The organism is Thalassospira sp. SN3W, assembly GCF_038070535.1.
GTDB classification, from domain to species: Bacteria; Pseudomonadota; Alphaproteobacteria; order Rhodospirillales; family Thalassospiraceae; genus Thalassospira; species Thalassospira xiamenensis.
In genome coordinates, this window is record NZ_CP121124.1 from 2,395,831 (window position 1) to 2,408,703 (window position 12,873).

Consider the following 12,873-nt stretch of genomic DNA (forward strand, 5'->3'; position numbering starts at 1 on the left):
GGTGTTTATGCCGTGTTTTGGAATCAGATCAGGCGCATCTTTTTAAACAGCCAGATTTCAAACAGAATGATACCGGCCAGAATGATCGACACGCCGGTAAAGCCAAACGGGCTTTCGGCGGCGGGAATTCCGCCGACATTGATGCCCAGAAGTCCGGTGACGAAACTGATCGGCAGGAACAGACCGGCGATCACGGTCAGCCAGTACATGGTGCGGTTCATGCGTTCGGTTTCCAGCGCCATCATGTTTTCATTGACGATCTGGATGCGTTCGCGAAGGGAGTCAAATTCTTCGACCAGACGGATGGTTTTATCGGTCAGTGTGCGCGCACGGCGTTTATAGCGTTTATCAAGCCAGGCGGTTTTATGTTCGACATATTGCGCCAGCGCATCGCGTTGCGGGGACAGGTGGCGGCGCAGACGCAAAAGCTGATTGCGGACATCCGAACAGCGCCGACGCAGCGGCAGGGTTTTGTTTTCAGGCGTGCCTTCCTGATCGTCTTCGATGGTGTCGACTTCGTCTTCGAGGCCAAGCACGACATTGTCGACGCGAAATACCAGCCGTTCGGCCACGGTGAGGACGAAATCATCGGGATTGCGCGGCGCGTTATTCTGGGCAATCGCGGCCCGGATATCATCAAATGCCTTCAGCGACCGGTTGCGCAGCGTAATCACCAGATTGCCCGATACCCAGAAGCGGGCCGAAATCATATCGGCGGGATCATTTTCGGCGTTCAGATTGACGCCCCGCAAATTCATCGAATAGCCATGATCATAAAAGAAGACCGATGGCCGGGTGCCGCGCGTGGACAGGTTATCGGCGATGGTGGGGTCAAGTCCGACAATATCGATCAGCCAGCGCCGGACGCCATCGGCCATCCAGTCGAGATGCACCCAGAGAAATTCATGTTCACCGGTTTGGGGAAGGTTTTTGCTGATGTCCTGCCATTCAATGGGCGTTCCGTTGCCGTCGCTATCGAGTTTAAAAGCATTGATCAGGGCGGATGAAGGCATGTGGGGCTCCGTCTGGTGCTTGAAGACAGGTTGGGGCCGGTCCGGGAACGAAACGGGACGTGATTCGTTATCGACGACAGTGTAACCTGTTTGCAAATCAGGAAAAACGGGTTTTGGGCATTCGCCCGCCAGAGGTCAGTATGGAATATCTATCATGACGACAGTTCGACCGATTGTAGTGTGGATTATGGCGACAATAATGTCCGCCATCCTGATCAGTGGCGGCGCATATGCGCAGGACAAGACACAGGAAAATCCCCAGAAGATCGAACTGGATCAAAGCCAGAAACTGATATCTGGCTGGAATGACGGTCTTGATGACATTGATGCGGCCCTGTCGGACGGTGAAGCCAGCGGGCGGTTGTTAAATGAAAGCCGGGCCCAGGTCGAAAAGATCACCGAGGGCAGTGCGACATTGCAGTCAAGTGCGGCGGAGCGTCTGAACCGCCTGAATGCCGCCCTTGGCAAACTGGGCGAACCGCCCGCCGAAGGCCAAAGTGAAGTCCCCGCGGTTGCCGCCGAACGATCCCGTCTTAACGATGCCATTGCCGAGATCAGCGGCGTGATCAAGCAGGTTGAACTGGTTGATTTCCGTGCGACCGAGGTTTCCGACCATCTGGCGCGGATTTCGCGCGAACGGTTTACGCGGCGTATTCTGGGCCGGGTTGACGTGCCGTGGGACGGCGAAACCTGGGGCCAGGTATGGTCGGGCGCGATTGAGCTGCCCGACATGGTGCGCAGCCGCTATGCCGATCTTGATCTTAAAGGCCAGATTGGCGACGAGCTGGCAGAGGTCGCGCCGGGGCTGGTGTTGCTGGCGTTTATCGTGATGGCCGCCCTGATCGGCGGCGAGGTCGCGGTGCTGCGCTGGTTGCCGGAAAGATGGCAGCATGTGCCAAAGGAAGACCGGGTTTCATTGATATCGGGGACGCGGTTCCTGTTTACGGCGATGGTGCCGGGTATCGCACTTGTCATTGCCTATCAGATCGTTAATCGACAGCCCGACCTTCTGGCCGGAAGCATGGGTGATTTCATCTATCAGTGCTTTGCCGCGCTTTTGTTCCTGCTGTTTGTCGGGGCGGCGATCCGCAGTATTTATTCCCCGTTCCTGCCGGGGATGCGGCGTGCGGGCACAACCGCGACGGGGGCGCGGGTTGTCGGGCTTTTATCGTTGCTGGCGGCGGTGATTTACGCATCCGATCTGGTGCTGCTGCAGGGTGCGACCACGCTTGGCACGTCGCTTGAAATCGCGCTGGTGCAAAGTGTTTCCAACGTTTTCCTGATTTCGGTCATTCTGTTTGTCTGTTCGCTTGGCGTGTTCTGGGAACATGGCGAACCGGACCGGCACGAATTATGGGCCAAGGTCGAAAGACGGTCGCGCCGCGGATTGCGGATCGTGGCGGTCCTGCTGCCGGTACTGACGCTTCTGGGCTATGTGGCGCTCGCACGGTTCATCCTTGAAAACCTGATGACCGGGCTTGCGTTTATCACCAGTTACTGGCTGTTGCGTGGCTATGCGCGCGCCCTTGTGCATACCTATCTGGTGAAACCGTCATCGCCCGATGATGACGGGGCCAGTGATGCGGTGCATGGCACGCTTTATTTCTGGCTGCGTGTGACGATTGATGTCGTGATGTTTTCGGTTGCCGTGCCGCTGGCGGTGCTGATCTTTACCGACATTGCGTGGGCGGATTTGCTTGATGCCGCCGAAAAGGCGTTTATCGGGATACAGGTGGGCGGGATCAATTTCTCGCTCCGCGCCATTCTGATCGCGATTTTGCTGTTCCTTGCGGTTCTGGGCGTCATGCGGTTTTTCCAGCGGATGCTCAATACGCGCGTTCTGCCCAACACCAAGCTTGACGAAGGTTTGCAGCATTCGGTTTCGGCGATTTTCGGCTATGCCGGGATTTGCCTTGCGGTGTTGCTGGCGATTTCGGCGGCGGGGATGGATTTGTCCAACCTTGCGATCATTGCCGGTGCGATTTCGGTCGGTATCGGTTTTGGCATGCAAAGTATTGTCAGTAACTTTGTGTCGGGCCTGATCCTTCTGATCGAACGGCCGATCAAGGTGGGTGACTGGATCGTGGTCGGGGCCGATCAGGGGCTGGTCAAGGATATCCGGGTGCGCGCGACCGAGATCGAAACCTTTGACCGGTCATCGGTGGTGATCCCGAACTCCGAACTGATTTCCAACCGGGTGATGAACTGGACGCTTAAGGATCGCAGCGGGCGGGGGATTATCCGTATCGGGGTTTCCTATGGATCGGATGCCAACAAGGTGCGTGAAATCCTGCTTGAGATCGCGGACAAGCGCCGCGAAATCCTGAGTTACCCGGCACCCCAGGTGGTGTTTATGGATTTCGGGGCCAGCTCGCTTGATTTCGAATTGCGCTATTTCCTGCGCGATATCGGTGATGTCCTGTCGGTGGGCAGTGCGGTGCGGTTTGAGATCCTTGAACGGTTCCGAGCCGAAGGTGTTGAAATTCCGTTCCCGCAGCAGGATGTGCATTTCCGCGATATCGACAGACTGGCCGACGCCATCCGCGATGCCGGGCATGGCAATGCCAAGCCGGTGATCGAGGCGACGGATGATATCCCAGAGGCGAGCGCCGAACCAGGTGATGGCGAGGGAGCCGACCCGGCCACACCGCCATCAACCGCCAAGGATGAAAACCGCGACAAGGATGCGGCGGCGCGCAGTATCCCCGATGCCGGGGGTGATGCGGACGGGGATGGGCCACGTTAAGCGGGTGGCGGTTCAGGCGCGGTTTTCGGCGTGAATTGACATTTTGCAGTACTGCATATATGTTACATGTAACGTTATGGAGGGCTGTCATGCCAACCTCTGTCAATGAGCGCGTTCAGAAAAGACGCGATGCGATGCGGGCCGCTGGTTTGCGACCCGTTCAGATTTGGGTGCCGGATGCGCGCAAACCCGGCTTTGCGGCGGAGTGCCGACGCCAGTCGCGGATCGTTGCCCAGTCCGACCTGCATGATCTTGAGCTTCAGGGCTTTATGGATGCTGCCCTGATGGATCTGGATGACGAGGATGGTGCGTGAAGCGTGGTGATCTTGTGACTGTTGCCGTGCCGGGCGATTTCGGGAAACCGCGACCGGCACTTGTCGTTCAGGCGGATCATTTTCAGGAAATGGCAACCGTGACGGTTCTGCTTGTCACAAGCACGCTTGTTGATGCCCCGCTTATTCGTCTGACTATCGAACCGACCCCGGAAAACGGGCTTCTCAGCCGGTCGCAGATCATGGTCGACAAGATCATGACCGTGCGGCGTGACAAGCTGGGCGCGCCGTTTGGCCATGTCGATGAGGATATGACAATCGCGGTTAACCGCGCGATGGCGCTGTTTCTGGGCTTTGCCTGAGCCATTTCGGTGCTGCAGCAGGATGTGCCTTTGCGCGATATCGCGGATCAGATATCGAAAAGCGCAGCCGTGATCTTTTGGCCCATCGGGGCCATCAGGTGGCGGTCGCGTTGCGAGAGCCAGCGCATTTCGGCGATTTCGCGTGATGGGGTCAATGTGCCGGTGAAGCGGGCGGCGAAGCATTGCATGCGGACAATAACCCCAGATGGCTGGTTATGGCCGCGACCGGCATGGATGCCCAGTGGGCGGATGGATTTTTCGATCAGCATTACGCCGAGTTCTTCGCGGATTTCACGGATCAGGGCTTCGATGGCGGTTTCGTCCGCATCGACCTTGCCACCCGGAAGGTAAAAACGATCCCGTCCGTGGCTTCTTACCGACAGGATTTTGCCGCCGTCGCGGAAAATCCAGTTGGCGGTTTCGACAATCCTTGGGGCTGGTCTGATAGCGTTCATCGTGATCCGCCCCGATCAGAGAATGGCGACATCCAGCCCGATATCGACCGCCGGGGCCGATTGGGTGATGCGCCCGACCGAGACATAATCCACACCCGTGGCGGCAATCGCACCAATGGTTTGCAGGTTCACACCACCCGATGCCTCTGTCTTGCAGCGACCCGCGACAATCGCGACGGCCTGACGGAGCATATCCGGGCCCATGTTATCAAGCAGGATGATGTCGGCACCGGCATCTGTGGCTTCACGGACCTGATCAAGCGTGTCGCATTCGACTTCGATCTTGGGAAGGTTTGCCGCACGGGCCGATCTGACGCATTCGGTGATCGAGCCGACAACGCCGATATGGTTATCCTTGATCATCACCCCGTCATACAGACCCATGCGATGGTTCTGCGCACCGCCCATGCGGGTGGCGTATTTTTCCATCTTGCGCCAGCCCGGAAGGGTTTTGCGGGTATCAAGCAATCTGGCCGTCGTATCGCCCATCGCGGCGACATAGCTGCGTGTGGTGGTGGCGATGCCCGATAGATGTTGCAGGGTATTGAGTGCTGTGCGTTCCGCGGTCAGGATGCCGCGTGCATTGCCTTCGACCACGGCCAGCACGTCCTTGGCGGCAATCGCATCGCCGTCCTCGCAATGCTTGGTGATTTTGGCATCGGGGACCAGTTTGCGGAAACATTCAAGGGCGATATCCAGACCGGCAACCACGATATCCTCCCGCGTTTCAAGGGCGACGCGCAGGCGCGCATCGGCGGGGATGACATTGTCCGATGTGATGTCACCGGGGCCGATATCCTCGGCAAAGGCGCGGTCGATGAATTCGGAAATTTCAGCCTGGGTCAGGACGGTCATGGTGGGGCGCATCTTTTTGGGGGAGGGGGATGGAAAACAGCCCCGCGAAACGAGATTTCTGCGGGGCTGTTGACAAGGTCGAATTAGGCCGCGTTTTCTTTTTTCAGCGGAATGCCTTTTGACATTTCCAGCATCCGTTCAAGCGGTTTGACCGCGGCAACACGCAAATCTTCGGGCATGATGATCTGCGGGCCGTTATTGACCAGACACAGATAAAGCTTTTCCAGCGTGTTCAGTTCCATGAACGGGCAATTGTTGCACGCGCACGACCCATCGGCGCCAGGCACGGGAATGAATTCCTTGTGCGGAGCGGCTTTTTCCATCTGGTGGATGATGTGGGGTTCGGTCGCGATCAGGTATTTCTGATCCGGGCCGTTGATCACATATTCCAGAATGGCGCGGGTCGATCCGATGTGATCGGCATGTTTCAGAATGCCGTCATGGCATTCCGGGTGGGCGGCGATTTTCGCATCCGGGTTCTGGGTTTTAAGGCGGATCAGTTCGCGTTCGGAAAACTGTTCATGCACGATGCACGAGCCGTTCCACAGCGTCATGTCACGGCCGGTTTTTTTCGCCAGATAGGTGCCAAGATGGCGGTCCGGTGCCCACAGGATCGGTTTATCAAGCGGGATCTGATCGATGATTTCGGCGGCATTGGACGAGGTCACGATGATATCGGACGCGGCCTTTACCTCGGCCGAGCAATTGATATAGGTGACCGATACGTGATCGGGATGCTGTTCGCGAAATTTGCGGAACGGTTCGGGCTGGCACGAATCTTCGAGCGAGCAGCCGGCCTTTGAATCGGGCAGCAGCACGGTTTTGTTCGGGCTGAGGATTTTGGCGACCTCGGCCATGAAACGCACACCGCAGAACACGATGACATCGGCATCGGTTTCGGCGGCCTTGCGCGACAGATCAAGGCTGTCACCGACAAAGTCGGCCAGATCCTGAATTTCTCCGTCCTGATAATAATGGGCCAGAATGATCGCGTTTTTCTCTTTCTTGAGGCGGGCGATTTCCGCTTCAAGATCAAGGGTCGGATCAATCTGCATTTCAGACATTGCGCCGGGCGCAGCCTCGGCGATGGTGGCAATCTGGTTCATGGCGTCGTCTCATCTCGCCTGTTGCAAGCCGGAGATAAGCAGCGGGTCCCGGCATTGCAAGTTAATGACAGTTTGAAACCTCAATATCGCCATTGGGCCGGGATGGCAAGGAATTGGGGGATGACGGTGTGCTTTGTTGAAGGGCACTTCACCGTAATATAACCGCCCGGCCTATAATCGCGGGGCAGCCGCGACCTGCTGCTACATATCTGCGTTGCAGAACGGGAAGTGTGCATTTGCCCAGGATGGGGGCATAACACGCGCAGCTGATGCAGATGAGAGTCTTTGATATGGATTGGGTCCCTATAGCCTTTGGTACGTTCAAGGGTGTCGCGTTGGGCACGGGCATGTTCTTTGCCATCAAGTGGCATTACGATCAGGGAAAGAAGATCGGCAGGCGGAAGGTGCTGATTGCGACTGCCAAGATGGCGGCAATCTTCGTGCTGGCGGTTCTGGTCCTTGGGCTCGTTACCTTCGGGCTTGGCGATATGCTTGGTCTGGATCTGAGTTACTGACAGCATCACCTGTCCGGTCCGAACAATGGCCCCGTCTTACGGTGATGGGGAATGCCAGATACAGAACCGGATAAATAAATCGCAAAAGACTATCGGGGAACTGCGCGCCGGATCATTTTCGGGCGATGGTTTTCTGTGCCGATTCCATGATGACGTAAAAATAAAAATAAGTTCGTTGTAAAATATCGAAATCGATTCATATAAGTAAAAATCGGCGGGATATTTTCGCGATTTACCAGAATCGCAAATTTTATTTGTTCAAAAACGCATCGGATATTTTTGGGGCGTTGATTTTTTGAAGAATAAAGTCCGCTTCCGCGTGCCTGCATACACCTGAAATAAACTGTGGTTATTTGGCGACGGGATTGATTCCTGTCGTTTTTCTTAACCAATGCGCATCTGCGCGCTAGGAGCTATTTTGACAAACCGTACCACATCGAAAATCCTGAATTTCGCGCGGCCGTTCAGTCTGCGCGGTCTGGCAGAAGTACTGCCAGCCGGGGCCTATAAGGTGATTACCGAAGAATCGCTTCCGGAAAATGTGACCTATCCGACCTATCAGTGGGTTTCGACCAAGATGCACCTGCATGCCAATGCGGACCGTGCGGGCGACATCCGCATGATGAATGTTGATCCGCGTGATCTTGAAGTCGCCCATCTGCGCGATCAGAAAATGATGGATTCCCGCCCGCGGGTCGCGTTTTCAGCGCACAAATCCAACAACCGCGCCAAACGCGTCTTCTGATTCTGGTCCCCGGTCAGGAAAGCCTGACCGGTAAACCGGTCAAATTTCAGACCGAAAACCCGTAATATTCCCATTCCGCTGCACTGACCTTGAGCGCCATATGTTCGTATTCGGCCTGCTTTATGCGGGTGAAGGCGGTGTGGAAGCGGGTGCCCAGCGTGCGTTTGTTGAAATCGGAGGCACCGAAGCGGTCAATGGCGTCAAGCCAGTGACGCGGCAGGTCGTTGGGGCCTTTGTCGTGGCCGATTTCATCGGTACTTGGCTGGCCGGGATCGATTTTGTTTTCGATGCCGTCAAGGGCCGCCCCAAGGGTGACGGCGGCGACCAGATAGGGGTTGGCGTCAACGCCCGCAATGCGGTGTTCGAAATGTCGCGTCTTGCCCGGTGTGCCCGGCACACGAAGCGCCACGGTGCGGTTTTCAACACCCCAGTCATCGGATGCCGGGGAATACATGGCGGATGCAAATCTGCGCCATGAATTCATGAAGGGGGCCAGGATCAGCATGGTGTCGCCAATCGTGCCGCGAATGCCGCCAATGGCGTTGAGCATAAGGGGGCTCAAGCTCCCGTCCGGCTGATCGGCAAACAGGTTATTGCCGTTTTCGTCCGCCAATGAGAGATGCAGGTGCATGCCAGAACCGGCTTCGGCACCAAACGGTTTGGGCATAAAGACGGCCTCCATCCCGAAACGGCGTGCCGCGGTACGGATCAGGCGTTTGGCGATGATGACGTCATCGGCCGCGCGCATCAGGTCGCGATAGCGGATCGTCATTTCATACTGGCCCGGCCCATATTCGGAAATCAGGGTTTCAAGCGTCAGATCAAGATGCTTCGCCCCTTCGTAAACCGCATCAAACAGCGGCGACATTTCATCGATTTCATCGACCGACATGGTGTTGCGCAGCAGCGAGCGGCGTTTGGTCATCGCGTAGGATGCCGGGTGATAAAGCCCGCCCGCGTCTGCTTCGCGGTCGACCAGATAAAATTCCAGTTCGAACGCGCCCATCGGGACAAAACCAAGTACATTGGCGCGGTTGACCTGAGTGAGGAACACATTGCGCGGATCGACATCGTGCGGGGTTGCGTCCTCGTTATACATGCTGATCAGAAGCTGCCCGCGGCCCGTGTGGGGCAGATAGCCCAGCGTGCCCGGCACTGGCCAGCAACGACCATCGCCGCCGCCGCCGGTCTGCACCAGACCGCAATCATCGACATCCTCGCCCGTGACGTCCTGCCCGAAGATCGAGGTCGGCAATCCGCGCCCGGATTTATAGATGCCTTCAAGCTCGTGACGGCGGATCATCTTGCCGCGTCCGATGCCGTGAAAATCGGTCAGGATGATGTCGATGGCCTCGACATCGGGGTATTTGGCAAGGAATGCCGCGGCCTCGGACATATTGGAGCCGCTGGGGGATGAGGGGGCAGGGGCGTTGGTGCTGGACACGGGTCGAATTCCTGATGGGGGGCGGTTTTGGTTTTAGCCCTGATAACGGCGGAAGAAATAGCGATCCTGCGGGACGCCTTCGGGGAGCGGTTCGGCGATGGTGCCGGGCACATCGATTTTCTGATCGGAGGCGACAATCGCGCCCTTGATCAGGGACGGCGGCAGGGTTTTGCCGATGAAAGAGGCGATTTTGGCATTGAGCGCCTCGTCCCCCGTCCCGACATCGGAATGAACCAGTGCGACCTTGCCAGCGAAGCGTTCAACCGCCATTGGCAGGGTTTCGAAAATGTCGCCCAGAAACAGGTGATCGTCATCGGGGATGCATTTCGGGTGGGCGGCGATCTGGCGGTCAAAGACAAAGATTTCGCGATCCGGCATGATTTCACGCAAATGATCGAAGGTGCGGCCATTGCCAAGCCCGATTTCAAGAACAATACCGTCATGGTCCTTGATCATTTCGGCGGCGGCATTCAGGCAGTCGCGCTGGGCCTGCAGGCGGCGGATGACGCTGTTAAGGCGGGACATTTATTCTTGTTCTCCGGGCGGTGAAGGTGAAATCGCGATGTAAGCCGAACGCGGCCCGGTGCAAAGTGGTTAACCCGCACCGGGGGCTTTTGAACGGGCGTGTCAGCCTTTGAAGATGGTCGCGTCAAAGGCCGGGACGCGGGCACGGAAGGCATCGAGCCATGTGACGAGGGCCGGATAAGTTTCGCGCCATTTGCCATCAAAGCGCAGATCAAGATAACCGAGCGCACAGGCAACCGCGACATGGCCGATGGTCAGGTTGCCTGCCAGTGACGGCGGGCTGGCTTCGAGCTGATCAAGGGCGCGTTTGACCTTGTCGGACTGATAGGACAGCCAGTCGGCATGGCGTTTTTCTTCGGGGCGCATGCGGTTTTCGTAGACTTGCAGGATTGCGGCATCGACGATGCCATCGCCCAGCGCCTGAAGGGTCAATGCTTCCCACCGGGCGTCGCCTTCGGTCGGATGCAGGGTGACGCCATCGACCTGCGCGTCGAGATATTCGCAGATCACGCGGCTATCGAAAATCTTGCGGCCATCATCAAGGATCAGGATCGGGATTTTACCCAGCGGGTTTTGTGCGCGCAGGCTGTCAGCCGGATCGTTGGTGTTGGCCAGCTCGATGGTCAATTGATCGTAGGTGCCAAGAATTTTGGCGACAATCTTGACCTTGCGGCCAAAGGGGGACGGGTCGCTGGAGCGCAGGATCATTGGGGTGCCTCGATATAATTCAACAGTTTGAACGCAGTGTAAGGGGGAAATGCCGTTTCGAAGAACCCCAAATTTCGCGTTTCTGGAAATCTGGCCGGGAAAGGTTATGTCAGCCCCGTCGGTCATCAGGGGAATTGCCGGTTTCTGTAGCGGTTTCTGTGGCGGTTTCGCCAAGGCGGGCAAGGTGCAGTTCACGCGCCAGGCGGATGGAGGGCCGCAGGGCAAAACACACCGACCCGATGATGAAAAGCCACGTTCCGGTGTGCATCAGATCATCATAAAGGAACATGATGCTGCCGATGACGAACAGAACCGCGGCCAGCCAGTCGACGGTGGTATAGGCGATTTCATAGGCGCTATAAACCTGCCGGTGGCGTGAGGATGCGTCAAAGCGGCGGCTTTGGAAAAGCTTCATGCGTGGCTCCCGTTTTGGGGTGGGTTGTTTTTCCGTAACGCATGATGGCGGCAAACGTTCTTGAATATGTGGCCTATCGCCGCGCACGGGGATGGGTCCCCTGATAGACGGCCATCAGGCGTTCGGTATCGACCGAGGTATAGCGTTGGGTGGTCGAGAGCGAGGCGTGGCCCAGCAGATCCTGAATGGTGCGCAGATCACCGCCGCCAGCAAGAAGGTGGGTGGCAAAGGAATGGCGCATGGCGTGCGGGGTGGCGGTATCGGGCAGGTTCAGCAAGCCCCGGATTTTGCGCATTTCGCGTTGGGCGACCTGTGCGACCAGCCGCCCGCCGCGCGCGCCAACAAAAAGCGGTTCATTGCCGTTCGGCGCATAGGGGCAGGTGTGGACATAATCATCAATCGCATCGCGGACGATTTGCAGGACCGGGACAAGGCGCTGTTTGTTGCCCTTGCCGGTGATGACCATCGAGTCGCCCGTCGGGCGTTGATTGGCGTTAAGGTCGAGTGCCTCGGATATGCGCAGGCCACAGCCATAAAGCAGGGTGAAAAGGGCAAGGTTGCGTTTGGCAAGCCACGGTTCATCCTGCCACGCGCCGGCATTGTCAAGGACGGCCATCGCATCGGCGGGGCTAAGCGGTTTGGGGACCGATTGCGGCAGTTTCGGATTGCGGATCGAATTGACCGCCGCGTTCTGGCCGCGCCCGGTGCGATCCAGAAAGCGATAGAAATTGCGCAGTGATGACAGCGCACGCGCGGTCGAGCTTTTGGCCATGCCATCCATGCTGCGCCGGGCAAGCCAGCTTCGGAAATCGCGCGGGTTTAATTGCAGAAGAACGGCGATATCGGGTGTGTCGCCCTTATGCCCCCGGACAAAACCAAGGAAGGCGTAGAGATCGGCGAGATAATTTTCGGTCGTGTGGTTTGATGCGCGGCGTTCGGCGGAAAGCCATTGCCGCCAGTCGGCAATGGCATCGCGCACATCTTCGGGCAGGGTCAGGGCCATAAGCCCCTTATTCATTGCGCCGGTGTCAGCCATCGACGCACACCAAATTCGATCACGGAGGCGAGGAACATGATCAGGTCATGAGCCTGTGCCGGGCTGAAATAATCGGGTTCGGCGACGCCAAAGGCGACAATCCCGACCGGATCACCATAAAAGGGTGCGACGCGGACAATGGCGGCAGAGCGGATATTATCGGCCTGCGGGCCAAAAATCGCCTCGTCCCCGGCATTGTCGGGCAGAAGCCAGACATCGTTTTCCTCGCCCAGAACCTGATCAACCGCACCGGCGGTCAGACGACGGACACGACCGCCGCAACGCGGCACCGTGGCGTCTTCGCTTTCTTCAAAGCACAATGCGATGGCGTCAAGATCAAGCAGTTCGGGCACAAGGTCCTGCAGGGCTTCGACGAAAACCTCGAACCCGCGGGCATTCAGAAGCGCCAGAACCGCACGATGGATGCGGCTTTGGGTTTCGAGGTTGGATTTGGAGATATTGATCAGTTCGCTTGTGGCACCGCGCAGCTTTTCGCGTTCATCACGCAGGCGGGTGACGACATATTGCTGCATGTCGGCAATGCCTGAGCCCAGTTCGCGCACCGGCATGTCGAGGCTGTCAAGCAGGTCCGGCCGGTTGGCAAAAAAGTCGGGATGTTCGGCGAGGTAGGCCGCGACGTCGTCGGCGCGCAATGCTGTCTTTTCCATCTGATCCG

The 12,873-nt window shown here is 57.5% G+C and carries 15 protein-coding genes; 5 read left to right on the forward strand and 10 right to left on the reverse strand.

The features are described 5' to 3' along the window. Window positions 1-23 precede the first annotated feature (23 nt). Window positions 24-1,013, reverse strand: coding sequence for a zinc transporter ZntB (locus P8T57_RS10770; RefSeq protein ID WP_341363093.1), 990 nt, complete (start codon window positions 1,011-1,013; stop codon window positions 24-26). Window positions 1,014-1,167: 154 nt separating this feature from the next. Here P8T57_RS10770 and P8T57_RS10775 point away from each other — a divergent pair, with 154 nt between their 5' ends. The 3 genes from P8T57_RS10775 to P8T57_RS10785 all read left to right on the forward strand — a co-directional run bounded on the left by P8T57_RS10775 (window position 1,168) and on the right by P8T57_RS10785 (window position 4,393). Beyond that, window positions 1,168-3,759 (forward strand): DUF3772 domain-containing protein, encoded by a 2,592-nt coding sequence (locus tag P8T57_RS10775; protein ID WP_341363094.1) that lies wholly within the window; start codon window positions 1,168-1,170, stop codon window positions 3,757-3,759. Between the two features lie 89 nt (window positions 3,760-3,848). Continuing rightward, the gene (locus P8T57_RS10780; RefSeq protein WP_341363095.1) at window positions 3,849-4,073 is read left to right on the forward strand and encodes an antitoxin MazE family protein; all 225 of its coding nucleotides are present in this window, start codon (window positions 3,849-3,851) and stop codon (window positions 4,071-4,073) included. Then, window positions 4,070-4,393, forward strand: a complete 324-nt coding sequence (locus P8T57_RS10785) for a type II toxin-antitoxin system PemK/MazF family toxin (RefSeq protein ID WP_341363096.1) — start codon at window positions 4,070-4,072, stop codon at window positions 4,391-4,393. The genes P8T57_RS10780 and P8T57_RS10785 overlap by 4 nt, the downstream gene beginning before the upstream one ends. A 47-nt stretch (window positions 4,394-4,440) precedes the next feature. On the opposite strand, the gene P8T57_RS10790 is transcribed toward P8T57_RS10785, so the two are convergent. The 3 genes from P8T57_RS10790 to nadA form a co-directional block, all read right to left on the reverse strand. Next, window positions 4,441-4,848 carry an NUDIX domain-containing protein gene (locus P8T57_RS10790; protein WP_341363097.1) on the reverse strand — a complete coding sequence of 136 codons (408 nt, stop codon included), beginning with the start codon at window positions 4,846-4,848 and terminating at the stop codon, window positions 4,441-4,443. Between the two features lie 15 nt (window positions 4,849-4,863). Further along, a complete protein-coding gene (gene nadC, locus P8T57_RS10795; RefSeq protein WP_341363098.1) occupies window positions 4,864-5,715 on the reverse strand; it encodes a carboxylating nicotinate-nucleotide diphosphorylase in 852 nt (283 codons plus the stop codon). Window positions 5,716-5,786: 71 nt separating this feature from the next. Next, window positions 5,787-6,809, reverse strand: coding sequence for a quinolinate synthase NadA (gene nadA / locus P8T57_RS10800; protein ID WP_007089196.1), 1,023 nt, complete (start codon window positions 6,807-6,809; stop codon window positions 5,787-5,789). Window positions 6,810-7,099: 290 nt separating this feature from the next. On the opposite strand from nadA, the gene P8T57_RS10805 reads away from it, so the two are divergent. Next, complete coding sequence (locus P8T57_RS10805; RefSeq protein WP_341363099.1) at window positions 7,100-7,324, forward strand: hypothetical protein; 225 nt, start codon at window positions 7,100-7,102, stop codon at window positions 7,322-7,324. Between the two features lie 418 nt (window positions 7,325-7,742). Continuing rightward, window positions 7,743-8,069 carry a hypothetical protein gene (locus P8T57_RS10810; RefSeq protein ID WP_007089193.1) on the forward strand — a complete coding sequence of 109 codons (327 nt, stop codon included), beginning with the start codon at window positions 7,743-7,745 and terminating at the stop codon, window positions 8,067-8,069. 46 nt (window positions 8,070-8,115) lie between these two features. On the opposite strand, the gene P8T57_RS10815 is transcribed toward P8T57_RS10810, so the two are convergent. The 6 genes from P8T57_RS10815 to P8T57_RS10840 form a co-directional block, all read right to left on the reverse strand. Next, the gene (locus P8T57_RS10815) at window positions 8,116-9,513 is read right to left on the reverse strand and encodes a glutamine synthetase family protein (protein ID WP_341363100.1); all 1,398 of its coding nucleotides are present in this window, start codon (window positions 9,511-9,513) and stop codon (window positions 8,116-8,118) included. A gap of 33 nt (window positions 9,514-9,546) precedes the next feature. Next, the gene (locus P8T57_RS10820; RefSeq protein WP_037990466.1) at window positions 9,547-10,038 is read right to left on the reverse strand and encodes a class I SAM-dependent methyltransferase; all 492 of its coding nucleotides are present in this window, start codon (window positions 10,036-10,038) and stop codon (window positions 9,547-9,549) included. Between the two features lie 102 nt (window positions 10,039-10,140). After that, window positions 10,141-10,746, reverse strand: a complete 606-nt coding sequence (locus P8T57_RS10825) for a glutathione S-transferase family protein (protein ID WP_341363101.1) — start codon at window positions 10,744-10,746, stop codon at window positions 10,141-10,143. A gap of 109 nt (window positions 10,747-10,855) precedes the next feature. Next, complete coding sequence (locus tag P8T57_RS10830; RefSeq protein WP_341363102.1) at window positions 10,856-11,161, reverse strand: YrhK family protein; 306 nt, start codon at window positions 11,159-11,161, stop codon at window positions 10,856-10,858. A gap of 73 nt (window positions 11,162-11,234) precedes the next feature. Continuing rightward, on the reverse strand, window positions 11,235-12,197 hold the full coding sequence (locus P8T57_RS10835; RefSeq protein WP_341363103.1) for a tyrosine recombinase XerC: 963 nt from the start codon (window positions 12,195-12,197) through the stop codon (window positions 11,235-11,237). Further along, window positions 12,176-12,865: a DUF484 family protein gene (locus P8T57_RS10840; RefSeq protein WP_071240933.1), complete on the reverse strand. Its 690-nt coding sequence runs from the start codon at window positions 12,863-12,865 to the stop codon at window positions 12,176-12,178. The genes P8T57_RS10835 and P8T57_RS10840 overlap by 22 nt, the downstream gene beginning before the upstream one ends. Window positions 12,866-12,873 lie beyond the last annotated feature (8 nt).

Excerpts from the sequence above, each read along its gene's own strand:
- P8T57_RS10770 (WP_341363093.1), bottom strand. The coding sequence starts at position 1,013 with ATGCCTTCATCCGCCCTGATCAATGCTTTTAAACTCGATAGCGACGGC.
- P8T57_RS10775 (WP_341363094.1), top strand. The coding sequence starts at position 1,168 with ATGACGACAGTTCGACCGATTGTAGTGTGGATTATGGCGACAATAATG.
- P8T57_RS10780 (WP_341363095.1), top strand. The coding sequence starts at position 3,849 with ATGCCAACCTCTGTCAATGAGCGCGTTCAGAAAAGACGCGATGCGATG.
- P8T57_RS10790 (WP_341363097.1), bottom strand. The coding sequence starts at position 4,848 with ATGAACGCTATCAGACCAGCCCCAAGGATTGTCGAAACCGCCAACTGG.
- nadC (WP_341363098.1), bottom strand. The coding sequence starts at position 5,715 with ATGCGCCCCACCATGACCGTCCTGACCCAGGCTGAAATTTCCGAATTC.
- nadA (WP_007089196.1), bottom strand. The coding sequence starts at position 6,809 with ATGAACCAGATTGCCACCATCGCCGAGGCTGCGCCCGGCGCAATGTCT.
- P8T57_RS10805 (WP_341363099.1), top strand. The coding sequence starts at position 7,100 with ATGGATTGGGTCCCTATAGCCTTTGGTACGTTCAAGGGTGTCGCGTTG.
- P8T57_RS10820 (WP_037990466.1), bottom strand. The coding sequence starts at position 10,038 with ATGTCCCGCCTTAACAGCGTCATCCGCCGCCTGCAGGCCCAGCGCGAC.
- P8T57_RS10825 (WP_341363101.1), bottom strand. The coding sequence starts at position 10,746 with ATGATCCTGCGCTCCAGCGACCCGTCCCCCTTTGGCCGCAAGGTCAAG.
- P8T57_RS10830 (WP_341363102.1), bottom strand. The coding sequence starts at position 11,161 with ATGAAGCTTTTCCAAAGCCGCCGCTTTGACGCATCCTCACGCCACCGG.
- P8T57_RS10835 (WP_341363103.1), bottom strand. The coding sequence starts at position 12,197 with ATGGCTGACACCGGCGCAATGAATAAGGGGCTTATGGCCCTGACCCTG.
- P8T57_RS10840 (WP_071240933.1), bottom strand. The coding sequence starts at position 12,865 with ATGGAAAAGACAGCATTGCGCGCCGACGACGTCGCGGCCTACCTCGCC.